At 43.0% G+C, this 23,987-nt stretch carries 22 protein-coding genes and 1 tRNA gene; 5 read left to right on the top strand and 18 right to left on the bottom strand.

Annotation, left to right across the window (positions count from 1 at the left end; all coding sequences use genetic code 11):
* Nucleotides 1-35: 35 nt before the first annotated feature.
* Together C557_RS0120145 and C557_RS0120140 are read right to left on the bottom strand one after the other, a co-directional pair.
* Complete coding sequence (locus C557_RS0120145) at nt 36-986, bottom strand: ComEC/Rec2 family competence protein (protein ID WP_018753664.1); 951 nt, start codon at nt 984-986, stop codon at nt 36-38.
* Nucleotides 987-1,159: 173 nt separating this feature from the next.
* A complete protein-coding gene (locus C557_RS0120140; RefSeq protein WP_020608493.1) occupies nt 1,160-3,433 on the bottom strand; it encodes an Ig-like domain-containing protein in 2,274 nt (757 codons plus the stop codon).
* A gap of 402 nt (nt 3,434-3,835) precedes the next feature.
* On the opposite strand from C557_RS0120140, the gene C557_RS0120135 reads away from it, so the two are divergent.
* On the top strand, nt 3,836-5,350 hold the full coding sequence (locus tag C557_RS0120135; protein ID WP_240472996.1) for an FAD-dependent oxidoreductase: 1,515 nt from the start codon (nt 3,836-3,838) through the stop codon (nt 5,348-5,350).
* Between the two features lie 114 nt (nt 5,351-5,464).
* Here C557_RS0120135 and C557_RS0120130 read toward each other — a convergent pair.
* The 3 genes from C557_RS0120130 to C557_RS0120120 form a co-directional block, all read right to left on the bottom strand.
* A tRNA-Leu gene (locus C557_RS0120130) sits at nt 5,465-5,550 on the bottom strand.
* A gap of 219 nt (nt 5,551-5,769) precedes the next feature.
* Nucleotides 5,770-6,117, bottom strand: coding sequence for a YolD-like family protein (locus C557_RS0120125; protein ID WP_018753662.1), 348 nt, complete (start codon nt 6,115-6,117; stop codon nt 5,770-5,772).
* Nucleotides 6,114-6,533: a DinB/UmuC family translesion DNA polymerase gene (locus tag C557_RS0120120; RefSeq protein WP_240472994.1), complete on the bottom strand. Its 420-nt coding sequence runs from the start codon at nt 6,531-6,533 to the stop codon at nt 6,114-6,116. The genes C557_RS0120125 and C557_RS0120120 overlap by 4 nt, the downstream gene beginning before the upstream one ends.
* 212 nt (nt 6,534-6,745) lie before the next feature.
* Between C557_RS0120120 and C557_RS0120115 the strand changes: the two genes are divergently transcribed.
* The 4 genes from C557_RS0120115 to C557_RS0120100 all read left to right on the top strand — a co-directional run bounded on the left by C557_RS0120115 (nt 6,746) and on the right by C557_RS0120100 (nt 12,195).
* On the top strand, nt 6,746-8,005 hold the full coding sequence (locus C557_RS0120115; protein WP_018753660.1) for a site-specific integrase: 1,260 nt from the start codon (nt 6,746-6,748) through the stop codon (nt 8,003-8,005).
* 20 nt (nt 8,006-8,025) lie between these two features.
* Entirely contained in the window at nt 8,026-9,867 is a 1,842-nt protein-coding gene (locus C557_RS0120110; RefSeq protein ID WP_018753659.1) for a helix-turn-helix domain-containing protein, read from the top strand.
* Nucleotides 9,868-9,976: 109 nt separating this feature from the next.
* Nucleotides 9,977-11,608, top strand: a complete 1,632-nt coding sequence (locus C557_RS0120105) for a site-specific integrase (protein WP_018753658.1) — start codon at nt 9,977-9,979, stop codon at nt 11,606-11,608.
* A complete protein-coding gene (locus tag C557_RS0120100; RefSeq protein ID WP_018753657.1) occupies nt 11,605-12,195 on the top strand; it encodes a hypothetical protein in 591 nt (196 codons plus the stop codon). The genes C557_RS0120105 and C557_RS0120100 overlap by 4 nt, the downstream gene beginning before the upstream one ends.
* 474 nt (nt 12,196-12,669) lie before the next feature.
* On the opposite strand, the gene C557_RS23855 is transcribed toward C557_RS0120100, so the two are convergent.
* The 13 genes from C557_RS23855 to C557_RS0120030 all read right to left on the bottom strand — a co-directional run bounded on the left by C557_RS23855 (nt 12,670) and on the right by C557_RS0120030 (nt 23,985).
* Entirely contained in the window at nt 12,670-13,155 is a 486-nt protein-coding gene (locus C557_RS23855) for a Mov34/MPN/PAD-1 family protein (RefSeq protein ID WP_018753656.1), read from the bottom strand.
* Nucleotides 13,148-15,076, bottom strand: coding sequence for a ThiF family adenylyltransferase (locus C557_RS0120090; protein ID WP_154656294.1), 1,929 nt, complete (start codon nt 15,074-15,076; stop codon nt 13,148-13,150). The genes C557_RS23855 and C557_RS0120090 overlap by 8 nt, the downstream gene beginning before the upstream one ends.
* On the bottom strand, nt 14,961-16,067 hold the full coding sequence (locus C557_RS0120085; protein WP_018753654.1) for an SMODS domain-containing nucleotidyltransferase: 1,107 nt from the start codon (nt 16,065-16,067) through the stop codon (nt 14,961-14,963). The genes C557_RS0120090 and C557_RS0120085 overlap by 116 nt, the downstream gene beginning before the upstream one ends.
* A 13-nt stretch (nt 16,068-16,080) precedes the next feature.
* Nucleotides 16,081-17,619, bottom strand: a complete 1,539-nt coding sequence (locus C557_RS0120080) for an SAVED domain-containing protein (RefSeq protein WP_018753653.1) — start codon at nt 17,617-17,619, stop codon at nt 16,081-16,083.
* Between the two features lie 233 nt (nt 17,620-17,852).
* Entirely contained in the window at nt 17,853-18,206 is a 354-nt protein-coding gene (locus C557_RS0120075) for a hypothetical protein (RefSeq protein ID WP_018753652.1), read from the bottom strand.
* 100 nt (nt 18,207-18,306) lie between these two features.
* A complete protein-coding gene (locus C557_RS0120070; protein WP_018753651.1) occupies nt 18,307-18,648 on the bottom strand; it encodes a YolD-like family protein in 342 nt (113 codons plus the stop codon).
* A complete protein-coding gene (locus C557_RS0120065; protein ID WP_018753650.1) occupies nt 18,645-19,889 on the bottom strand; it encodes a DNA polymerase IV in 1,245 nt (414 codons plus the stop codon). The genes C557_RS0120070 and C557_RS0120065 overlap by 4 nt, the downstream gene beginning before the upstream one ends.
* Complete coding sequence (locus C557_RS0120060; RefSeq protein ID WP_018753649.1) at nt 19,886-20,263, bottom strand: YhjD family protein; 378 nt, start codon at nt 20,261-20,263, stop codon at nt 19,886-19,888. The genes C557_RS0120065 and C557_RS0120060 overlap by 4 nt, the downstream gene beginning before the upstream one ends.
* A gap of 122 nt (nt 20,264-20,385) precedes the next feature.
* Entirely contained in the window at nt 20,386-21,255 is an 870-nt protein-coding gene (locus C557_RS0120055) for a DNA polymerase IV (protein ID WP_018753648.1), read from the bottom strand.
* Nucleotides 21,252-21,635, bottom strand: coding sequence for a YhjD family protein (locus tag C557_RS0120050; RefSeq protein ID WP_018753647.1), 384 nt, complete (start codon nt 21,633-21,635; stop codon nt 21,252-21,254). The genes C557_RS0120055 and C557_RS0120050 overlap by 4 nt, the downstream gene beginning before the upstream one ends.
* A 729-nt stretch (nt 21,636-22,364) precedes the next feature.
* A complete protein-coding gene (locus tag C557_RS23850; RefSeq protein ID WP_018753646.1) occupies nt 22,365-22,610 on the bottom strand; it encodes a phage terminase small subunit-related protein in 246 nt (81 codons plus the stop codon).
* An 85-nt stretch (nt 22,611-22,695) separates the two neighbouring features.
* A complete protein-coding gene (locus tag C557_RS25515; protein WP_018753645.1) occupies nt 22,696-23,019 on the bottom strand; it encodes a hypothetical protein in 324 nt (107 codons plus the stop codon).
* 762 nt (nt 23,020-23,781) lie between these two features.
* Complete coding sequence (locus C557_RS0120030) at nt 23,782-23,985, bottom strand: hypothetical protein (protein WP_018753644.1); 204 nt, start codon at nt 23,983-23,985, stop codon at nt 23,782-23,784.
* Between the last annotated feature and the right edge of the window lie 2 nt (nt 23,986-23,987).

Raw genomic sequence — 23,987 nt, 5'->3', positions numbered from 1 at the left:
GAAAGATAGACGCCTTCCTCCTCTCGGCTTTGGCCTTACCTTTCTGTGGTAATCTGGTATTCTCGCCCGTCCGTGGATATTTCCACCGTCCCCTGGGTATCGTTACGGTAAATTTGTACACCTTGCTTGTCCAAGCGATCCAGAATCGTCTGTGCAGGGTGTCCGTAAGAATTAGGTCCGACCTGGATGACCGCATATGTAGGCTGAACCAACTGCAGGAACCGCCGCGTTGTTGATGATTTGGAGCCATGGTGGCCCACCAGCATCACATCGGCCCGCAGATCGGCGCCACTTTCTATCATGGCCTGCTCGCTTTCACTTTCTGCATCTCCGGTCAACAGGAAGGTGCTACTCCCGTAGTTCAGCTTCACCACGGCACTCATATTATTGCTATCATCCATTGTTGCTGCCGGGGCCAGCAGCCTGACCCGCGCCTGCTCGCCAAACGCCAGATCAAGCCCGGCCTTGGCTGTCTTTACTTTCAATCCCTTGCGCTGGATTGACTCCAGCAAAGATTGATAGGTCTTCGTATTGGCCTGTACACGAGGCATATAAATGTCGCCAATTTCCAGGTGGTCGACGACCTTGTCCAAGCCCCCGATATGATCGGCATCCGGGTGCGTTCCAATCAGGATATCCAAGCGCTCTACGCCATAACGGGCTAAATAAGTGAGCATCAATTCTTCCTTGTCATTGTTCCCACCGTCGATTAGCATCGTCTTCCCCTCAGGGCTAATAATCAGTTGGGAAGCTCCCTGCCCTACATCGAGAAAAATCACTCGAAGCTTTCCTTCTCCATCCACCGGGGTTACAGCATCTTTCTGGGCAAAGCCTCCGATTTCACTGGATAGCCAGCTCTTCATGGAATCCCATTCCAGCGACCCTCCAGATAACCAGCTGCCCATCAGCAATACAATCGCAACCATTACCGTCATTAACCATTTGTTCTGCCGCTTGTTCTTCCGTCTCCGTCTCCGTCTCCTCATCCATGCCTTCCTTTTCCCCATGATGTCATTAAATCAATAGCTCACCACACAAGCACAATGCTCCAATTATATAAGATTCCTCACATAGGTAGCAACCCACTCAGCGGATAAGGAACAAAGAAAGAGCCCCCTTCAAGAAAAGGCAGGCTCTCTACTCTAGCTAGCATATGCGTTTATTTCACCTTCACCGAAACTCTGATCGTTACAGTTTTACCACCGTATTTGGCTTTAACCGAACTGGTTCCTTTGGCTACGGCCTCAATTTTCCCTGCCGTAACCTTGGCTGCCGCTGGCTTAGAGCTGGTCCATACTGCACTTGAAGTGACATCAGCTACCTTGCCGGTATCATACGTCGCCTTCAGCACTAAGGTTTTTGCAGAACCTGGGACAAGCTCTAATTTCTTCTCGCTAACTTCCAGCTTCTTCAATTTCGGAACTACGTTTACTTTCACCGTAACCGTTTGGCCTTGATACGAGCCGGTAAGTGTAACGGAGCCCTCAGCCACTGCCTTAACTGAAGAGGTGGACACGGTAGCAATCTTATCATCTGAGGAAACCCAGCCCATCTTGGTCGACAAGGTTACTTTTTTGCCATCTGTATAGTAGCCGGTTACTTTGATCGATTTCGATTTATTGATGTTCAATTCAATCGTTGTTGATGCAACTACAAGCTTCTTAATCTTTGGCTCAATGGTTAACGAAACGCTCACCGTTTTATTGGAGTAGGTCCCTTTCAGCGTTGCTGAGCCTTTCTTGAGTCCCTTGATTTTCTTGCCCTCTGCCGTTGTTTTCAATACCGCGTTAGCACCGGACAACGTCCATTCTATATCGCTTGGGTTGGCTACCTCTTCCCCGTTCTCATAAACGGCGGTGACGCTTGGGAGATCCATCTCCTCACCAATCACAATGCTTAGCTTGTTGTCTGGAACGAGAATGGTCAATACCTTCTCATTTACTGTCAGTCGGATAGTCACTTCGCTATCTGCCGTTCCACGGATCGGGAATGCAGGGTTAGGAGTCACGCCATCTCCCGCTTCAGAAAGCTTTCCCGTTATTGTAACTACATCGGAAAGCGCCGTGTCATCTGTATCCTTGGTTACAATCTTTCCGTCTTCAATGGTAGCGATATCTTCCCGATTTGAAGACCAGACGATTTCATCACTGAAATCGATTTTCTCTCCGTCAATTTTCGTTGCCGTCACTCCTGGCAATTTCACCGATTCGCCCTTGAACAATTCCAGTTCGTCCTTCTCCACTTCAAGCTTGGTGATTGTAGGAGAGACCACTAGTTTGAAGCTCTTGGTAATACCTTGGAAACTCGCCTTAATCGTCGTCGACCCTACTGCCTTGGCTACGACCAGCCCATCGCTATTTACCGTGGCGATCAATTTATTGGAGGAAGTCCAGGTTGCCCTGCTGCTGATATCTTCTGTTGTGTTGGCACTGCTTCTAACACCAGCCTCTACCTTCAACGTTTCCCCGAAAAATATCATCGCATCCTCCGAAGGCGTTAACAAAATGGCCTCGTAAGGCGCGCGAACATAAATATCTACTTGTGCCCGATTACTAAGATAGGAGGCCGAAATCGTCGTTTTCCCTATCGACAGCAGCTTCACCTTCCCGTCTTCGACGGTAGCCACCGCTGAATCCGAGGAAGCCCACACGGCCTTATCGGATACGTCGGCGGTTGTTTTATCATTAGCTAGAACCGTCTTGGCCAGCAATTCAATTTCACCGTCATCCATGATCAGTTCCAAATCTTCCTTCTCACCGATTTCTGTATTAGGTGATTCGCTGCGGTACAGCTTCAGACCGGAATAAGGAGAAGTTACCGTCACTTTAAAGGAGGCGGTCAAGCCGGAATATTTGGCTGTAACCTTGGCTTCGCCTGCACCTAACAAGGTAAGTTGTCCCTTGTCCACGGTCAGCACGGACGCATTGGAGGTACTCCACTCTGCTTCTGCAGTTACATCCTTTGGTTCTACCAAGGTACTGTCGATTTTAGCCTTGGCTGTCACCATCAGGTCGCTTTCATCCGTATCAAGACTGAACTTTCCGTCCAGCTTATAATCCAGCGTCAATCCCGAATAAGTATCAACTGTTTTAATGGTAATGATGGATACAGAACCGGAATAAGCGGCTTTGACTGTAGCCGTGCCACTCTTGACGGCAGTCACCAGCCCCTCATTTACCCTTAGGATACTCTCATCCGAGGAAGTCCACGTTACGGTTGCGGTAACGTCCTTCTTGGAAGTAGAGCCTTCCACGTTAGCCCATACCTTCAACTGCTTGGTCTTGCCGACAACCAGTTCAATTGTCGTATTCTCTCCCTCAATGGCGATGGAGTTAATGTCACCGGCAGCCGCCATAGCACCGGTCGGAAGGACCACCGAAAGGAGCAGCGCCATAATAAGCAGCCAATGTGTTATTTTCCTGTTCGTAATCATCAATTTCTCTCCTTTTTTATTGCTAGAATGCCGGGATTCCTTTCCCAGCCCTTTGCGTTTTATATCGGTATTTGGTAGGAATTTTATGACCCTTTTAAATGAAAATAATTCCTTTGGCCTATAAAATAATGCCGGACATAAAGTCATGTTGTCAGCACATAGCCTATTACTTGACCGCGGCAGGCCGAACATTCAGCAAATGGATGCGTGCAATGTGGCCACGAAGAAATATGGATTTAACTTTGCGCTGGTCATGTGGCATTTCTCTCCACAGTTCAAGCTCAATCGTCCACAAATCCCTCTTCCCGTTTAAAATTGCTGAAATCGCCAATCCTATCCAGTAAGTATATACATTTTGGAGGGATACAAGTGACTTTTCCCGAACCGCTGTGGCGAGATTCTATGGATTTTCCAGCGTTCAAGGCATTAGAAGAAGATGTACAGGTGGAGGCTGTTATTGTAGGTGGCGGAATGGCAGGCATTACCACGGCTTACCTGCTAGCCAAGGAAGGCGTCAAAGTCGCATTATTGGAAGCAGACACACTACTGAATGGCACAACCGGACATACGACAGCCAAGATAACTGCGCAGCATGATCTGATCTACGATGAGCTCATCCAGCATTTTGGAGCGACCAAGGCCAGACAGCACTATGACGCTAATATGGCGGCCAAGCAGTTCATTGAGCATACCGTTCAGGAGCAGCAGATCGATTGCGATCTTCTCAAGCAAGATGCGTATCTGTACGCAACGACTGAACAGTCTGCACGTAAGCTGGAGATGGAGTACAAGGCCTATGAACAACTAGGCATCGCCGGTGAACTGATTGACAGCATCCCCTTTGACCTCAAGATATACAATGCGCTAAAGATGCGCAACCAGGCCCAATTCCATCCTCTAAAATACTTGAAGCACCTTGTACAGCAGATGGTGGAGGCTGGCGGTCTTATTTTCGAGAACACCGCTGCGGTAAATGTAAAAGAAGATGGCAAACAGATCGCCGTCCTTACTCGCAATGGGCCGAAGGCAACGGGAAGCCATGTTATTGCTTGCTCACATTTCCCCTTCTATGAAGGGACTGGATTGTATTCGGCGAGAATGCATGCCGACCGCTCATATGTCCTTGCGTGTAAGACCAAGAAGCCTTACCCTGGCGGGATGTACCTGAGTGTCGACCAGCCAAGCCGGTCGCTTCGTTCAGTGCGGCATGGCGATGATACGCTGGTGCTCATCGGAGGCGACAGCCATAAAGCCGGACAGGGAGAAAATACGGTTACACACTATCAGGCACTGGAGGACTTCGGTCAGGAGGTGCTGGGACTTGCGAACATCATATTTCGCTGGTCGACACAGGATCTTGTCACCTTAGACAAGCTTCCGTACATTGGCCCAATCACCTCTTCCCAGCCGCGTATCCTGATCGCAACCGGCTTCCGCAAATGGGGAATGACAAATAGCACAGCAGCTGCTCAACTGCTCAAGGACCTTGTCTTGGGTAAAAACAATCCGTATGCCGATCTGTACACGCCGTTACGCTTCACCCCCGATCCCAGTCTCAAGAATTTGATCAAGGAAAATGCAAATGTCGTCAAGCATCTGATCAAAGGGAAGCTGGAGATCTCGCAAATTACGCCAAAGGATCTGGCGAAGGATCAAGGAGCCGTCATTACGCTGCATGGGGAACGAAAAGGAGCCTACCGGGATCAGGAAGGACACCTCCACATTGTCGATACGACCTGTACGCATGTCGGCTGTGAGGTGAACTGGAATGCCGGAGACCGGACATGGGATTGCCCTTGCCATGGTTCGAGATTCTCCTATACAGGGGACGTTATTGAAGGCCCGGCAGAGAAGCCGTTGCAGCGGAAGCATTACGATATGCTGGACAACCTTACAAGTCCGGATTCAGGGTACTGAACCTTGACTGGACTAAAATGCTGATAAATGAGTATAACCACTGCGAGCGGGGAGCCCTGAGCGCACTAAAAAAGGATTTCAGCCACATAAGCTGAAATCCTTTAATATTACTGATGCCGGGAACGGGGGTCGAACCCGTACGGTTGTCACCAACCGCAGGATTTTAAGTCCTGTGCGTCTGCCTATTCCGCCACCCCGGCAAAATATAATAAGGATTCTCAAAAAATCCCGTATCTATGATTATATACAGAAGTAAACTCAAATTCAACCAGAAAATAATGACCCCAGAAAATAATGAATTCCCTATCCGCAAGCTTCCTGCGGGTCAGACCGTGGCCACTATTGCAGACGTTATTTTATTTATAGCCGGACCTTCCCTTTTAAAAAAGACCGTCTGAACTGGTTGCTACTCCAAGCTTTTATTTGGAGGCTGACAGCCAGTCAGCGGATAAAATATCCTCCAGACGAACCCACTGCCATTCACCTGGCTCCGTCGTCAGCTTAATTTCGCGCAAATAAGTTTGTACCGTGGTGACCACTCCGCATAGCTCCTCATCCTCATATTCTCCCCAGATTCGTAGCCTGATCTTTCGCCGCTCCCGAAAAGAGCCCGCCAGCACCCGCTCGATCAGTTCTATCTCCTGAGCGTCCAGTTCCGGGTGGAGTTTGGATTGCCTGGTATACCGCTCTCGATTAATCGCTTCTTTATGCTCTGGCAGCATCATGCGGCTGGATTCCCACAATCCATTGCCTTCCAGCTTCTTCATCTGTAATGTCCCCCAATCATTTCCGCCCTTTGCTTGGCCTGACCGGCTGTGGTCAACGATACCGCCCGCAAAATAGCCGTTTCCCCAAAGCGACGTTTAATCTCATCTGTTACCTTCTCCAGCGCTTGGTACTTGGGCCGTTCATCAAATAAAGTTAATTGATATTCATCATCTCGAATAAAACCCGTCAGCGTAACACCAACCTTGCGGATGGGCTGATGATCCCAATGACGCCCGAACAACGCCATGACGCTCTCATATACTTGCTTGGTGGCATTCGTTGGATCAGGCAACTTCATTTGCCGATGGAAGCCAGAGGGATGATCCAAATCAATCCCCCTGCAGCTCACCATGACCACCCCACCCATATAGCCCTTCTCCCGGCAGCGGCGGCACACCAGTTCTGTCAGCTCCAAGAGTATCTATAAATCTATGAGCATAATTATATGTGTGCATTAATGAATAGTATAACCTCTGATTTATCAAAGATTTATACTATATTTATCACATTTTCTTTATGAGCATTATTGATGGCTTAACACGATAACATAGATGTGGTAACATACTATATTAGTATCGTTCATATATGAGCATAATTGTGAGCTGAATTAGATGCGGGGGTTTTGGAATGGACCATGATGGTTCAATCGTGCCTTTCTCCAGAAGAATTGATGAGTTGCGTTTTGGTGTACAGAGTGTAGGGATTGAGTTGTGGAAAAGGCATCGTGATAGCGAGCCTGTCATTAATAGGCATGCTGTAATCGTTTTGCAAAATAAAATGAATAGCAGACTATGCGTTCATCCTCTTACAGAATTTATTTTTCATTACTGGAAATACAGAGCTTATAATTCTCAGAGGCTACATGCTAATTACCTCTGCGCTTTCTTAAATTACATACTTATTGAAAATCGTATAAAATACAAACTTACTTCTTTAAAAGAACTACGTTTTTCTCACGCATCAGAGTTCTTGAATGATTTGACGAGAAAAGAAAAATCAAGAATGACGCTTAAAAAGGCGGAAAGGACTTTAACCTTATTTTTTGAGTTCTTAGCGAAGAAAAAACTGTTGGTGCATGTTGACGAAAGTGCCTTTAAAAAGAAGATCCTTTACGGGAAATCGAATCAACAATATACGGTTTCCCCATTTAAAGGAGTCATTATGCCGAGAAACAGGCAAGGCCATATAGCTCATGATTTACCTGAACGATATATTTTACCTTTGATCCAGTTGGCTGTGAAGACCGCAAATCCCATTGCTTTGGGGATTTATATGCAGTGCTTTGGCGGAATTAGACAAGGTGAACTTGTGAACATTCAAAGATCCGATATAAATTCTATAGGTTCTTTCGGAGAGTTTGGTTTAGTAGTTAGCCTACAACAAAAAAACTTGAGAACAGATATTAAAGATAGTGCCGGTGCAAGTGGCGTTAAAAAACCAAGAAGACAAATCGTATTCCCCATTCAAGATTGGCTACAACAGTTGTATCGAAACCACATTGAAAGTTATACTCCTGTGGATGCATCTGATGCACTATTTGTCAATCGGGATGGCAAAGCCATGTCGGGACAAAGCTATAGGGCATATTTCAGTAAATTAAAAAGAGAGTTTTTGAAGCAACTGCGGAAATCATCTAATCCAGATGATCTGGTTTACGCAGTCAAATTGGAAGAATATAAATGGTCCACTCATCTAGGCAGAGGCATATTTACAAATCTTTTAGCGGAAGAGGCTGATAACCCATACGATATTGCATTGCCAAGAGGAGATTCCAATCTTGCATCATCCCTTGTATATCAAGGGAATACGGAACGAATGAGAAAAAAACTTGAGGATCGGATGCAACATTTATATAAGGAATACTTACCGAATTTAATTAAAAAATAAATTATTGGAGTTTAAGAAACATGTCTTATTTGAGTCCTGCCGAAGCAGCAGAAAAGCTAGAAATGGGTTATAAAAGTTTACTACGCTTGGTGAAAAGCGGCGCGTTTACCGGGGCAATAAAAGTACATGGTTCGTGGCAAATCCCTCCCAAAGCCGTGGAGGATTATAAGGCATCGTTAAACATTCCTAAGGGATATTTAACTGTTGCCGAAATAGCTGGACAACTTAATCTTACGGAACTTTGGGTTGGCAGACTAGTTAAGAAAGGGACATTTGTTGGAGCGAAGAAACATAGAGGTTCTTGGATAGTGCCTTCCATGTCTGTGCAGGAATATATTCTTCAGTCGTCCTCTTCTCCCCAAGGATTTCTCTCTTTCCCGGAAGCCGCTGAATATTTATCCGTAGGTGAGTCATGGATCAGAAATTTAGTATTAAGAAAAATTTTGTCTGACGTGGAAGTCATTGATGGAATCCGTTACATTCGAAAAGAGTGTATCGACGAATATTTAAAATCGATTTCACCGCCAGAAGGATACCTCTCCGCCGCTCAAGCTGCACAAGAACTATCCCTTGGCAAAGGAGCCGTTAACTCCTTAGTAAAGGAAGGAGCATTTCCCGGTGCAAAAAAGCAAAAAATACCGTATCATCACGCAGGATGGATTATTCCAGTTGAATCCTTAAGGGAATATAAGGAGTCTCGTTCTTTTCCGAGCGATTATATTACTGGAACAGATATAGCGACGCAGTTAGAGGTTAGCAAAACCTGGATTACTAAATTAATCCGACAAGGCGTGATACTTAACGGTAAAAAGCACAACAACGAGTGGATTGTTCCGATCGATGAGGCGAACAGGTTTATTGAAAGGGAAAGAAAAAGACAACTATCGACACCGATTGAATTATTTGAATTTCGGTTGGCTGAACTGGATGTACCTGGCACTCTGCAAAAAACAGTTGCGCTCTACCGGGAATTTGTAACGTTAAAAATCAATAGCAGCCAAGGAAACATTCAAACAACTCACAATCGAGCCTTAGAGTATATCAGCACTTTAAAGCGATTATTCCTGTTGTTAGATACTGAAGTATTCTTAATGGATGCGGAACAACTAGAAGCTATCTTTCGAAGTCCAGGAATGGGGATTCGGGATAAGCGTACTTTTATTTACTTTTTGGAGTTTTGCACAGGCAAAGGGCTATGTTCATTCTCGAAAAGTTATGCAATCACTCCCCTTCCTGTTGAAAAAAGGGAGATGTACAGTCCGGAACAATTTTTAGCGTATTACAGTTATGTCAGGGATGTCGAAATTCACATTGAGCAGGCCATCCAAAGTAGGGATTACGCTGTAACATGGCTATATGTCTTAATGCATGTCATTGATGCGTGGAGACCGTCAGACATTGTTAAGCTGCCGAATATTGCGCTGGAGGTCTGCAATTTGCAGACTTTTGATCAACTTAGAGAAACGAAATTCTCTATGGAGCAAGCGCAAGCAGTCATTAATCATCTGTATAAACGAGTAGAACGAATGTATATTAGCAAGACCGGTGCCCTAGGGCATTTCCTTGTCAATCAGGACATGATTGTCCCTACGGCTACCGTTCTTGTAATCACAGAAATTCATCGCAGAAACAAAGGTGAGATGCCCGCCAAGCTGCAGCACGTACAATGCCTAACATACCCAAACTGCGCTTCTCCAACTGCTCTGACTTGCTTGCATTGTGAAAATTCAATACCAAAAATTTATATCCTGATTTCGATCCAACATGAACTTGAGCGATTAATCTTATCTATACAAAATACCAAGTATCCAGCCGTACGCGTCAGGGACCACAAATTTTACTTCAAATTCTGGATCTGTTAAGTCAGGCAGTACAGCAATTTGGCAGAACCCATGTCCAGACTTTTATTGATCTTAATAATGTAAAGGAAAAGATGATCGCTATTCAAAATTTACTCAGTGAGGAAGTTTAATGGCTAAATTCCACGCAGCATTACACAGAAGAAGAACCATAGAGGAACTAAGCGATCGAAATATTTTAGAAAGTATTGAGTCTGTCACCTATAGACTAGATGAACTTCACGAGTACAAGGAAATGTTCAGAGAATTGCAACACAAAGGGCTTATTGTAATGGGCGATTTTGAGGACCGTTTATGGTCGGCTCAAGGAAATTCCAGTAATTTTCTTTTTCGGTTTGATTGCGAAATCTATGGTGAGGTCAACTTAGTCTTGAAATGCTATACCGTACAAAAATTATATAATGGCATTAAAACACAAACCGTTCGACACAATGTAGGACAAATAAAAGAGGCCATACGAATTACCCGAGGTTTTCAAGTGGACAATCTCGCGCATTTAGAAGATGCATTTAATCAATTCGGGGTACATAAACAGTTCACCATGGCCACCAGTATCAGGGAATTTCTCGCTTATTATAATCATCCATATTCGGATGTGTACAGCGATTTGTGTTCAATTTTTAATACGAAAGTTTCGAATGTACGCGAATTACCCAAATTTCATGATATCCTGCTTTTCGATTATGCTATGGACGAATATTTTAAAACCTGTACTACAGACGATGAAAAATTGCAATTTTATCCGCTTCTGTTATGGTGGAGGATCACCCGTATCATTCCCATGCGCCCCGTCGAATTTTATTCATTACGCCGGGATTGTACATTCAGAGATAGTGAGGACAGATATTGGATGGTATTGCCGCGAAAAAAGAATCCATCTAACCTTCCAGGAAAACTCGAAATAACGGATACTGTTCAGGTAAATCAAGAAGTCTTTAAGTTTATTGAGGACTATAAACAACTTATATCAGCTTACGATTCTGAATCCTCCTATTTGATCTCGTACAAGGCATATCGGAAATACGTTAAAGTAAAAACGAAGGAAAAAGCACGAGATAAGATGGGCGCTTTCCAATTTATCAATATCATTGATCGATTTTATGATGATATCGTTACTCCGAAGTACGGTGATTTAGAAAGAATAAAGCCAGGTGATACCAGGCACTTTGCTTTTTGCAATATGATGCTGCAAGGGTTTAATATGCTAACTATTGCCCGTATAGGCGGGCATAGCCAACTGGAAACCCAATTACATTACCATAAACATTTGGATCACTTCGCTCAATCTTTCGTCCATTACGCGGCGCAAATGCTTCGAATAAACCGAAAAAACTTAATGAGATCAAATTGGGATGTTGGGACACAAGCCATAATTGCCAAAAGTAAGATCTACCGAATAGGCGATTTCCAAGAGACATACAAAGTGGAAAATGGCTATTGTACGGATCACCCATCTCGCTGTCAGGTCGGGGATTGTCGCTTTTGCGAATATTATTTTTTCTCGCCAGAGGACGAACAAAAGGGATTAGCGTGGTTGAAAGATTGTTCTGATGCACTGGAAAGTAGATTAAAGGAACAATTGGAGCTCATTCGATATGTTACAAAATCGATGAATTACGATTGTGCAACGTTGACATACCAGCAAACAGGCCAAGAAAGGCTATCCTCAGCTTGCAATGAACTGAGAAGATTGATGGATCAAAAGGCCATGATCGATTCCTATCTCCCGGAGGATGAATTGTGAAAAAAGGAGCACCCCCAAAATATACAGATAAGCAATTAAAAGACATCTTGCTGAAATATATCTCAAAGAATCCCGGTAAAAAGGTTAATCCTTCTATTTTGGAAAGAGAGACTGGAATAAACCGATTTATATGGACAAGAAGAATGTCAGAACAAATCGCGAAGGTCAATGAGCCTGTACAGCAAGAAGCTGCAAGAACTGAAGCTTTACTTCTCTTGCCAAATGTTGTTGAGCTCGTCGAAACATACTGGAATAATAAAGCTGGGATGATTAGCGCATTAGCTCATTACAATGAGATGATAAATGCTTTGCATCAAAAGGCTAAGGAGTACGATACAATTCATCAGCAAAATCAAGACCTAGTTGCTAAGCTGTCCTTAAAAGATGAGCAGATTAAAACGCTTGAGAACGAAATTAAATTACTCAAAAAACAGTATCTCGAGGTTGCAGTCAAAAGCTCATATAAAGCATTCCAAGATGAAGAAGGACTGGAAAAAGTCATATCCATTAATAAAAATAAAAAAACAGAGGAACGAGCCTTAAATGCTGATATCGTAAAAATGTATCCTGAGTTATTTGATAACTAATGTGGGGCACCCAAGATGAACCATTCTTTTCGCAGCACTTAGCGGCTTATGATATAATCATTATTGTGACTAAGCGTGGTCACTGAAAACAAGCGATCTTCGAGACGGCCGTCAAACCTTATCTCGATAGATCGCTTGTTTTGTCATGATCTATTGAATGGAAAAGGGATATTCGATGCGGGCGTGACCATTATTCAACACTCTTCACGGTAGACTAAGGTATACCTAAATCATTGTTGGTTTACCGTGGTTTTCCGGTTGACCGAGTAGACGGTCCAAATCCAAGTTGAGATGGCAAACGCGCGGCGGTTAGTCACCGACGTATGGACTCAATGACGAAGGTGACTGCTGAAGTGTGACGAGTCTTTTCGAATATTCAGGTATCGGGGGCGAAAGGACCTTTATATGTTTGTGAACGTCAAGTAGATTAAAATCCACTTACGAGACCGGATGAAGCCTACTTGATTTTTGCTTTCATCCATCTTCCCCCAACATTATCCAAAATTTTTTGTTCGGAAAAATTGAACAAGATGTTTGCCATTCTGCATTAGGATCGCCTCCTAAGATAAACAAAATAGGCTCTGGACAGTTATACTTGGAATTGGCGGCTATTTCCCTCATTTGTTTACGATCAATAAAACTAGGCGAAGGTAGAGAGTTGGGATGAAAGTGCCACTCTCCCAAATAATACTGACCTTCTTTCCATAAATCTGAAAGTAAAGCTTTTAATTTATGAGTCCCCCTGAAAAATTCGTGAGTTCGATGTTGAGAATCTTTTGGTGGCCCTGTTATATAATTTATGAAAGCAGAATAGCCATCCTCTGAATATTTACCAATCAATATTCCACCAGTTTCGAATGGCATTTTATCTCGACAAAATCCTAACATTTGTTCAATAATTTCACTGTTAACTACAACTGTGTACTTAATGTCATCATGATAATAAATCTTGTTATTCATTCCACTCCTCCTTATGAACCAGTTCAACTCCGCTAAACATGTCGCCATCCGAACGCTGCTCATATACAAGTAAAGTAGGTCGACTGGCTGGATTAAGAATATAATGCTCAATCCCTTTTACGACAATTGCTGACATTAACGATACGTCATCGATTCTAGCGGGAAAGACCGGATGCCAGCAACCAATACCATCTCTAGGAAGATCATTTTCTGAATAACTATTCTTTTCCTTCTCGATCCAGGGGTTAAGCATATTAAAAAAAGTGTTCGCAGAAAAATTCATCGTTCTATGAGTATAAAAAAATAACCGTTTTGCTGCATAGCCCAATGATACAGATATAAATATTTTAGGACTATTGAGAGAGTGTGTGTGAAGTTTGTATATAACATCATCTTCTCCAGTACAGTCTAGAATAACCCGATAATTTGCATAGTCTATGTCCTCAGAAGGAAAACGCCCCATGATGCCTTCTACCTTACTATGTGGTACTGAATCATTTAATTTTCTTGATAGAGACATTGCCTTGTTTTTTTCAAGAAAACGCATATCCAGAGTATGTCTCATTAGATTACCCGCTTGTAGAACATCAGAGTCAACAATCTGTAATTTCTGTAAGTCTGCTCGCACTAATTGTTCAGCAACCATGGAGCCTAAAGAGCCTGCTCCTATTTGAAGAATGGAGCATTGTGAAATACTCGAATCGAATCTTCCTCTATTTAATATTTCATTTCTATTCCAATTTTCGGTATCAATCCAGTCAATCTTATCATTTTTACGAAATAGCTGCGTTCTATCCCTATGCCAGTAACCTGCCTCGCCCTTTCGAAATCCCTTAGCAAATAAATTTCCATATGATAATATCGGGAGTTTAATTGCTTGCCAGTTTATTACCATAGCCTTTTCACCAAAAGTCTCTGGAATGGGGAAACCAAGAAAAATAAAGTGATGATTTCCATCACGAAATAAATGTGCCTTATTTTTTATAATATCCATTAAGTTTATGCCTTGAATTAGTAATATGCTTTGAAGTTCTCCCCATGTAAATGGAATCTGCCATGGTGTCATAGTTGGTACTTTTGATAACATCACCCAAACACCTTTTTTGATGTGCCCCTCCAAATTAGAAATTGTCGTTCCCCATTTGGGTTGATAGGAGTCATTGTTCTTCATTAAATATTTTTTGGTAATCCATATTTCTGGGTCGTTTTTCAATTTTGAAAATTCTACTATTCCATGCGTTTGTTTTAAGTCTTGCCACTTTTGAAAAGAGGTAGGACTTTCTGAAAAAGAAATTTTTTCAATTGACTCACTTGGAAAAGCGGGTAGTTCGTATGGATCTCCAGGAGAGAGTAGTTCATTTTTTGAAGCCAGTTCAATCCAGTGTACCGCTCGACTGAAATGCCAATACAGCCTGCTTGGAGCATCCTTGGGCTCAATGTGATCCCCATATCTTCCAAGCACTTTGACGGACGTATCAAGACATAACTTGCCTTTCCTCCACGGCCTATCATCACTATACGTTGTGTTATAGTTTTGATGGGGATATGTGACCTGAATCCCTTCTTGAATTGCAGGATAAAAATCGATCTTCCCTTGCGGATACTCCGGATCAATTAGAATGTACCAAAAGGTCCGCTTGTTGATATATTCGTTGGGTAAGATATCTACATTAATGGAGCAAAAAAGGACCCATTTTTGAAGCATTGGGTCCCAACAGAGATCTTTAAGTAATTCAACTTCCTTTAAAAATTCAATTGCCCTTCTACCGTTTAACAACAACTCATTCGGGGCTTCTATTTTTAGATTAAGCAAACCTTCCACCACCAGGGGTAGACTTTTCAGTTCTGGATGAAAACCCACCAACAGAACTACTGTCTGTGCTATTGGTATCTGCAGGGGGAGGAGGGAACTTAGTTCCAAATAATTCTCTCCATTTGTTTGCACTTTCCTTAACAGTCGTAGCATCTAAAGCTTCTCGTGCTATAATTGCAGCAGTTTGTACATTCTGATAAAATGCTTCATATTCTTCATCTGTGATTCTTGCAAAAACATCATGATCTGGCACACCATGATCAGATAAAAAGGGTTTTTCTGGATAATCAGCCACAATAGCTTCCAATGAAAGCGTCACACCTTCTGCTACGGAAGATATGTCGTCTGGACAAGTTTGACCTAACAGATGTTCAAGAGGGTAACTCTTAGGATGATTATCTGGATCGTTTACACGTTTCCACCATTTTAATGCCTTAACCACATTTATGTAATGCCCGTTACACGAAGCATTTTTGTTCCAAGTCCAGCGTATTTGTTCTAACGGATGTGTTTCCTTCCATTCCTGAACACTTCTATCCGGTATGTGTAGAGGGGAAGTTTTCCACTCGGCTTCATTATTTGCAAACGCTAAGAATCCTTGCACTTCACTGTTATATTGATTCGCAGATAAGGACTTTACAATTAATTCCAATTCTTCAATGGTAGAATCGGCTTCAACACTTTCATTTTCTAAAACTCCTGTCTCTGCTTCTGAAGGAGCAGAAGTAATTACCACATCCAGATCTACATAGCTAAGTTCAATGCCAATAGATCTACCTTGGAAACGATATTTGTCTTTATAGTATTTTTCCATAAATGGCTTAAAGACCTCCATCGCTTCCTCAGGTGTATACTCATCTTTATCTAATTTCGTAACTACAATCACATCCACGTCAGAACGTTGGTCACTCTTTGGTCTAACTGCCGTCGATCTTCTATAACTTCCTTGAAGGAATGTACTTACTATGATTGTGGAAAGTAGATCATCTGTCTCTAAACGTTCGCGTAAAGTCTTATGGCCTTTAATAAGATCATTAACTTGATTTTTTGTTAAACGGATATCACTCAAAAAATCACTAAAATAGGTTGGCAACTTCATCTCAACACACTCCTTAATATGGAAACGTTATGGTCGGCTGATATCCACCTGGCGTTTGTTTGGTGAAATCGTACTCATACATAGTGCAGGCTCCAAATGATTTAGATAATTGACCAATAAAGAAAATTAATCCATTAGGACCTGAGTAAAATATATGAAGATGTCCCATTCGCTCTTTAACCGAGCGACTTTTCATCTTCGTGCTAATTCGATTAGCAAGAAAGAATGCGTGATTTGCATCCGCTATTGATGTTGCACCTGGACCTCGTCCATTAATGTAGCAGGTGATCATACGTCCTATCGGTAAACCAGTTTGCTCAATATAATAGGCTACATCATCTGAAACATCGTGTGTTGCCGAGATCGCAATTGCTACATCAGATCCTTTGTCGATTGACTGTTCTACATAGGTCCAATCATTGTAGTTTCCGATGAGAGATTTATCCGTTGGTCGCCAGACTTGTTTTCCTGTAGTAAAACTTCTTTGAATTGGTGCTATATCTACCCCACACTTCACATCCAATTCGTATCCGGCAGCAAATACTATTGTAGAATGAGTATCGAGTTCAATGTTGTAAGCTCGTTCAGTGGAAACATTAGCTCTTAAAAAATCAATTAGTGCGGGAACTATATCGCTTTGCCAGCTGAAATTGTCTTTTAAGTACCGCCCATCAAAATATTTTGCAAAACAAACCATAGCATCTGTTTCATTTTCCATATTATCTGCCCAACGAGGGAAACTTCGAATACCTAACTTAGTCAATAACCCGCTCTCAACTTGCTTTCTTTCCGTATAGAGTCCTTCCGAACGGCACCACTCAAGCAATTCATCACGAGTAAATGTGAATCTACTTTTTTTTAACAAACCCTGTACTAAATCGACATATTTGTGAGTAGTTGAACCTACGTCAATTGGCATCAAGCCGGCCGAAATCAACTGTATATTGAGTTGGTCGCACAACATGTTCATGCTACCTGAATTGGGGTAAATCCTTAATGATTCCAGAACATTGATCAATTCATCGTCATTGTCTAATTGCAAGTGTTCCCGCCACATTTTTCTGATCTTACCCATTCGACTTCCGTCAGTTTTTCCGACCATTAATTTATCTAAGCGTAATTCACCACCAATATTACTTACTAGTTCAGCTAATGGATCTTGCGCGGCAATACTCCATGGCGTCACTAAAAAACAGCGGCATTCTTTTCCCTGAGCTTTCTCTAGCTCCACTGCGGATTTTAATCGCTGTAAAAAAGAAACGGATTCTGCATTGATAAAAGCTGGATTAATCAGGCTGGAACTCTCAATTGCACCATTTTGCGTTACGTGAAATTTAATTTGATAATAATCAGCATGAATTAATCTTCCTCGCTCATCCGGTATAGGGGCTTGGTATTCTAGTACAACATCATCGAATGATTTTGATGCATCATATTCATAAGAAACACTTTTTATTTTCGAGTGAGAATGAAATATATTACAAGCCTTGCTCCAAAAATACAATGCCTGATAATCATCACCAAGCATACGTGAAATAACTGATTTGCTCATAGACACCCTCATCTAATCAATTTAGGTATATTATACCATGAAATCTCTCACAGAAGGATGGTGAGAACAGAAATTCGAAACTTGAGTATTCATGACTTACTCTAAAATGAAAAAGATAATAGATTTGCCCTATTTGTGGTTATAGATGACGGATACGGAATGGAAAAGCAAGAATACTGTGGAGCTAATCGTTTGCTTGTCATGACCTTGAATCAAGAAACGCCAATCAGACTTCATTCCTCCGCATTTTTCCAATTCAAAATGTTTTTCCATCTTCTTTCTTCCTCGACTTTTTGAATTCGTTCATTGCGCCTATTTACTCTTTGGTGATAAGCTTCTCGCTCTGCGGGACTCATGATTCTTAGTTCTTGAATTGTCGCACTAATCTTTTTATGGTTGTTGTCACTATCAAGCTCTTTCGACCTTTGATAAGATCCCCATTCAACACCTTGATCCCAAGCAGTCTGGAGCTCAAATGCAACTTTATCCGCAAGTTCTTCTGTCGGTAATTCCATTATTGGGGTATCAAAAATGCCGTCGACTACAAGAACAAGATACTTACCTTCTCTAATTACCGATTTGTACAAAAGTTTCGATCTCCTTTTTTAAGTCATCTGAACATTCCTTATCGCATAAGGAATTTCTTTTATAATAGACAATAAGTACCCATTCGGTATAGGAGATTATCTATGAATCAATCAGCATAACGTCAATAATATCCATTACTCTTATCCATGTAAAATTGTTGCCTTGAAGAAACCCGATAGTTTTGTGTTGCAGATCAATTTTTGTTACAAGCCCAGTTAATTCCGAGGAATAAAACTCTCCGAATAATACCAATTTTATATTTTTCTTAAGATGCATTGATTCAGTAATGAGCATGGATATCCGTTCCATCTCTTGATCATCTAATTGTGGCGGCTGACTCTTTCGTAAGTTCTGCTGGTGCAGGATGTAAGCCTCCTTGTGTTCCGGAAGCATCATTCTGGAAGATTCGAATAGACCGTTTCCTTGCAGTTTTTTACTCATTTATAATGTCCTCCAATTTTTTGCGCTCGATCCCGCGCTTGGCCCGAAGTTTTTAAAGAAGAGGCCCTCATGATCGCGGTACTTCCGTATTTCTCTTTAATTCGGTCAGTGGTTCTTTCCAACGCTAACTTTGCCTCGCGGTCATTGAATAAAGTAAGTTGGTATTCCTGATCGCTTACCAATTGACTTAGAGTGACCCCGATTTTTCGAATGGGCAGCGCATCCCAATGTCGTTTAAATAGTTTTCTCGCTGTGTGGAAAACCTCATCCGTGAGATTCGTTGGATCAGGCAATTTCATTTGTCTGTAGAAGCCGGAAGGGTGATCAAAATCGGCTCCCTGATAACCTACCGAGACCACAGAGCCCATATAACCCTTCATTCGGGTTCGTTGGCATACTAGCTCCGAAAGCTCTAATAAGGGAACCATGATGTCGTCAAATTCACGATAATCGAATGGAAGGGTCATCTGATGGCCGATTGCTTTTTGCAAATCGTGTGTACTTGGAGTTACCGGGGAATTATCCTTGCCGTTGGCAATGAGCCACAGAACTTCACCATTAACTCCCCACTTGGCTCTCAATTTTGCCAGGGGAATCTGAGCTAACTGACCAATTGTATATATCCCCATTCTCGTTAAATGCCGGCACATCCGTGAGCCCACCATAAACATCTGATGAATTGGTAGCGGCCAAAGTACTTCCTGCAGGTCTTTCACAGGCAAGTGAAAAATACCCGAAGGATTACGTTTAGCAAAATTATCGCACGCCATTTTGGAGAGCACTTTATTTTCACTAATTCCAATGCGTACACGAACTCCGGTTTCTTTCACGACTTTATCCTGAATACTCTTAGCAATCTCATAGGGGTCGCCAAAAAGCCGTAGACTTCCCGTGACATCCAAATGTTGTTCATCTATGCTGTACGGCTCTACCAAGTCAGTGTAAGATTGATAAATTTCCGTAATTTGCAAGGATACCTTGATGTATTCCTCCATGCGTGGGCGAATGACCACTAGATCGGGACATTTTGCAAGTGCCTCTCCTAGCCGTTCTGCGGTAGTAATCCCATGTTGCTTGGCAAGGGGACACGCGGCAAGGATAATTCCGGATCGACGGGCCGGGTCTCCTGCAACAACGACAGGTTGATCTGCATATTCAGGGTGGGCGGCTTTTTCAACGCTTGCGTAAAACGACTGACAATCGGCCAACATCACGATTCGACCTTTGTAATCACTTTTCATAGGCTGCTCCTTAAGTCGACGTTCAGATATTTACTTAAGTATTTGTAAAGCTCCGCTTTCACCAAACCCCAAAGCATAGAGAACCTATGTTGATACCCCCTGCACAAATAACGGGCCTCGATGCACACCTCGGTTCGCCGCTGCTCATACACTTTTATTCCTCTGCTGCGCATTTTTTTTCGAAGCAACGTAACGTCTGCAGTAATTAGATCTTGCGCAGATCTTAAGGCCTTTACATATACAACGTCCATCTTTAGCTGTACTGTCCCTAATGCTTTAATATCCCTTTCCAACACATCCAAAAGAATAGGGAGTAAAATGTATTCTTTGACCAATTGGAGGTCTTTTTCAGTCTCCAAGGGCGCTTGTGTCATTACAATCAGCCTCCCGCCTAACTCCTCATTCGACACCCCCGCAAAATTGAGCATAAACAGACAGAATTATGCTCAATTTTTATTTATGCTCAATATTAATCCTCCCAAAAAACACTGTTTTTTCAGGCGATCAAAGGATTTTTAGTTTTATGCACACATATTCTAATGTTGATACCCAATAGAGGGACGGCCACCTCCTGCAATGAATAGAAATCTCGGGGCAAGGTCATTTCATGGCCGATGGACTTTTCGCCAGCATGGCTACCGGGATCGACCGGTGAATCATCCGGACCATGAGCCAGCCGCCATAATACCTCCCCATTGATTCCCCACCGCTGGCGCAACTGAACGAGCGGCGTATTTGCCAAGGCCCCGATCGTGTGGATACCCATCCCCTTCAAATGGCGCTCCATTCGGGAGCCAACCATGTACATTTGCCGAATTGGCAGCGGCCACAGCGCTTGAGTTATCTGTTCCAGAGGCAGCCAGTACAAGCCGTCCGCATTCTTCTTGGCGAAATTATCGCAGGCCATTTTACTAACTGCCTTGTTATAGCTGATGCCAAAACGGCTGTATATCCCGGTCTCACGTTTGATCTCCTGTTGAATTCTCTGCGCCAGGGCGATTGGATCGCCGAACAAAGATAAGCTTCCTGTCACATCCAGATGCTGCTCATCAATGCTATACGGCTCAACCAAGTCGGTAAATCGCAGCAAAATATTCGTGATTTGCATGGAAACGGCAATATACCGCTCCATCCGCGGTCGCATGACGACCAACTCTGGATGTTTGGCCAACGCCGAGCCTAATGTTTCCGCCGTAGTCACGCCGTACCGCTTGGCCAGCGGACAAGCAGCCAACACGATGCCAGACCGTCGCTCCCGGTCTCCGGCAACGATTAACGGCCGGTTCCGATACTGCGGATGATCTGCCTTCTCTACACTTGCGTAAAAAGATTGACAATCCGCCAACATAACAACTCTTTTTTTCACGGTGAGATTCCTTCTTTCGTGATGTCGATCCCCGAGTAGTCGCCTAGTAACTGAAAGATTTCTGCTCTTACCAATCCCCAGAGCATGTCAAACTCATAGCGGTACCCGCGGCATAAATAACGAGCCTCCAGACCGAAAGTCGTTCGCCGCTCCTCAAAAACTTTGATTCCATGCTTACGCATATCTTTGCGTACCTGGGCCAGTTCATTCATCGCCGCAGTCTGCAATAAACCAATGAATCCCTTATAAATTTGCGGCATCTTTAACGGAATATTCGCCAATGCTTGTCGATCCCTTTCCAGAAGATCCAATAGCACAGGCAGCAAAATTGCTCGCTTCACCATCTCCGCTTCTGCTTCGGTTTGCCAGGATGCAGGCATAAACATCCCTCCCTAATTAAAGCTCCGTGATCGTACAACTGCCTATATAGTCTGGTGACATTATATGCGAACACACGTTCTTTATTCAACAAGAAAAAAATTCCTTCACCCGCGCCATAATATTCTTTTTAGGTAATTTTAAATAATCCCTTGCTATTTTACTAGAACCAGCTTCATCGCCTAATGCAGTGGATTATCATTAGTAAATGTGGTAGCATTTAGTAAAATCATCCAACACGGGGTGTTCAAATGAGACATCAAAGAACTAAACTCATAACATGGGCTGATGGACTAACATGGATTTCAGAATTGTTATGGTACTTGCCAAGATTGATTATTAAAATGCTCACTTAGCATCAAGATCATCATCTAGCGATATACTTTCGCAATTTGCTGCCGCTCTCTTCGAGCAAAATAAAGAGCCTGCAGCATTGGCAGACTCATGGTATAATTTGGCTTGTACAACTGAGCTTGGGTGGGAAGTATTGCCTCCAGACGGAGGTGATGCTTATGAAATTTTCGTTTTCAGAGGTCATGATGCTTGGAATGTTTGTCCTCGCACTTCTCACTTATCTGAATAAACGAAAATAACCCGCCCAGGTTAGCGCCAAGGGAACGGGTTATTTTCAAGCTCATTCTTGGAGGTATTCCACCCAAGTGTTGTACCGGGGAGGCTGTGGCGCAGCCTCCTTGTTTCTATTGTTATCTTAACACAACGAATGGCATACCTCAATTACACGTACTACAAAAAGTCTTAATGAACAGCTTATACTTTCCTGACCAAGTACTGAAATCGTCACTTCTGGACAGAAGGCTACTATGTGAGTTGGTGCCGACTGGTGCTGACTCTTCCGGACCAATGTCTTGCCTATATATAGAAAGAGCAGCGGCGATGTTTTTAAGCTTCATCGTACCGCCGCCCTCCATCCACATCCGCTTTGCCTTGTCCCGTTCCGGGCTGCATTCTCTAGCCATTACATGAATCACCACCTCCAACAAAAGAAGGGATGAGTTCACATAATGAATTTATCCCTATTTCCAAACAATTAATACAAAAAGCTTATGGAAACTGTTGAACGATGCCAGTCGTCATCACATTAGCCATTTCAAGTGCCTGTGGTTCAATTTGATCATTTGTTGCAACGTTCTTAACATAGTCCTTTGCAAGACGAGTAGCAGCCTCGTCAGTAAGAAGTCTCAGATGCTCATAAAGCATGTGTTGCCACTCCGTCTTCGACCAATAAGGATTAATCCTCGCAAGAAATTCAGCAATCGAATCCGCATTCGCATACCATCTCCTTTGAGCATCCTTGGCAGCCTGGGAGTCGCCAGATTTTAAATCCTTAACCAACTCAGCAGCGATCGTGAGATGACCCCGTAACAACTTGGCAAACTCACTAGCAATCGCTGGACCATATACAGTAGCTAAAACAGCAGCAAAATCTTCGGAGAAGCCTTTCTGTTGTACTGCTTACATCAGGAAGGCCTTCGGCGATGCTATTCACCGTCAACCTTGTCCAATACACATGTTGCTCCCACAAAGCTCTAAGTTTTCTGTTTAATTCCACCTTAGATGGTGTCCACTCCCAGTAATGGTCTTGTCGAATAAAATACATCGGGGAATAACTGTACATGTGGCAGCCAACTCCTTCAATTTTTCAACAGTGTACAGGCGAATTGCTTATTTTGTGCTTATCTTTCCGACAAGTTTAGAGAAAACTATACTACTCTGGCCTATACTCACGGAAGATCATTATTTTGATTAATGAATAATTCAGTTAACATATGGAGTTAATATAAACAAAAAAATGTCCACACCTACAAAGAGCCCGGTAAAACAAAATTGTAAATGGATACCCTACACTCCCCCATAAGATATAAAGTATGATATTCCTTCTTGGGGAGGACATCCTGCCTTGTTTGGTGCAACCGAGTCAATCTTTGACTACAATCGATAGGTCTGTGAAACAGTCATACCTATCAATATAGAGTCAAGTTGTGTTCAGCTTGTGGTCATTTTCTTGTAACATTTTCATTCCTTACAGTTATTCTGTTTATAGCCTGATACCAACTTGCTACAAACAGATGGCTCTATCGGTCTCCCACAATTAATGCATGGTTTCCTTATTCATCCTTTTCGTCCTCCTTAAAGCTCCGCATCATCCTGCTCAAAGAGCCCCATGATCTTCAGCGACTCAGCTACACTCTCCATTCCCTCGCCAATCTTCCGCCGAATAGTGCTGTCACTCAGGCTTCTCCGGAAGAACAGTAACGTCTCCTTATATGAGTAACCCTGGATATAACGATAGTCAACTGCCTGTTTGGCTTCCGGATCCCGATCAGTCCCCACGC

Origin of the sequence: Paenibacillus sanguinis 2301083 = DSM 16941, assembly GCF_000374825.1 — a bacterium.
In the GTDB taxonomy this organism is placed as follows: Bacteria; Bacillota; Bacilli; order Paenibacillales; family Paenibacillaceae; genus Fontibacillus; species Fontibacillus sanguinis.
Note: the sequence above shows the minus strand (reverse complement) of the source record. Positions and strands in the feature narration are given on the sequence as shown.

Bases quoted from the DNA above. Each gene is read 5' to 3' on its own strand.
- C557_RS0120145 (WP_018753664.1), bottom strand. From the start codon at position 986: ATGAGGAGACGGAGACGGAGACGGAAGAACAAGCGGCAGAACAAATGG.
- C557_RS0120140 (WP_020608493.1), bottom strand. From the start codon at position 3,433: ATGATTACGAACAGGAAAATAACACATTGGCTGCTTATTATGGCGCTG.
- C557_RS0120135 (WP_240472996.1), top strand. From the start codon at position 3,836: ATGGATTTTCCAGCGTTCAAGGCATTAGAAGAAGATGTACAGGTGGAG.
- C557_RS0120125 (WP_018753662.1), bottom strand. From the start codon at position 6,117: ATGAAGAAGCTGGAAGGCAATGGATTGTGGGAATCCAGCCGCATGATG.
- C557_RS0120115 (WP_018753660.1), top strand. From the start codon at position 6,746: ATGGACCATGATGGTTCAATCGTGCCTTTCTCCAGAAGAATTGATGAG.
- C557_RS0120110 (WP_018753659.1), top strand. From the start codon at position 8,026: ATGTCTTATTTGAGTCCTGCCGAAGCAGCAGAAAAGCTAGAAATGGGT.
- C557_RS0120105 (WP_018753658.1), top strand. From the start codon at position 9,977: ATGGCTAAATTCCACGCAGCATTACACAGAAGAAGAACCATAGAGGAA.
- C557_RS23855 (WP_018753656.1), bottom strand. From the start codon at position 13,155: ATGAATAACAAGATTTATTATCATGATGACATTAAGTACACAGTTGTA.
- C557_RS0120085 (WP_018753654.1), bottom strand. From the start codon at position 16,067: ATGAAGTTGCCAACCTATTTTAGTGATTTTTTGAGTGATATCCGTTTA.
- C557_RS0120080 (WP_018753653.1), bottom strand. From the start codon at position 17,619: ATGAGCAAATCAGTTATTTCACGTATGCTTGGTGATGATTATCAGGCA.
- C557_RS0120070 (WP_018753651.1), bottom strand. From the start codon at position 18,648: ATGAGTAAAAAACTGCAAGGAAACGGTCTATTCGAATCTTCCAGAATG.
- C557_RS0120065 (WP_018753650.1), bottom strand. From the start codon at position 19,889: ATGAAAAGTGATTACAAAGGTCGAATCGTGATGTTGGCCGATTGTCAG.
- C557_RS0120060 (WP_018753649.1), bottom strand. From the start codon at position 20,263: ATGACACAAGCGCCCTTGGAGACTGAAAAAGACCTCCAATTGGTCAAA.
- C557_RS0120050 (WP_018753647.1), bottom strand. From the start codon at position 21,635: ATGCCTGCATCCTGGCAAACCGAAGCAGAAGCGGAGATGGTGAAGCGA.
- C557_RS23850 (WP_018753646.1), bottom strand. From the start codon at position 22,610: ATGGCTAGAGAATGCAGCCCGGAACGGGACAAGGCAAAGCGGATGTGG.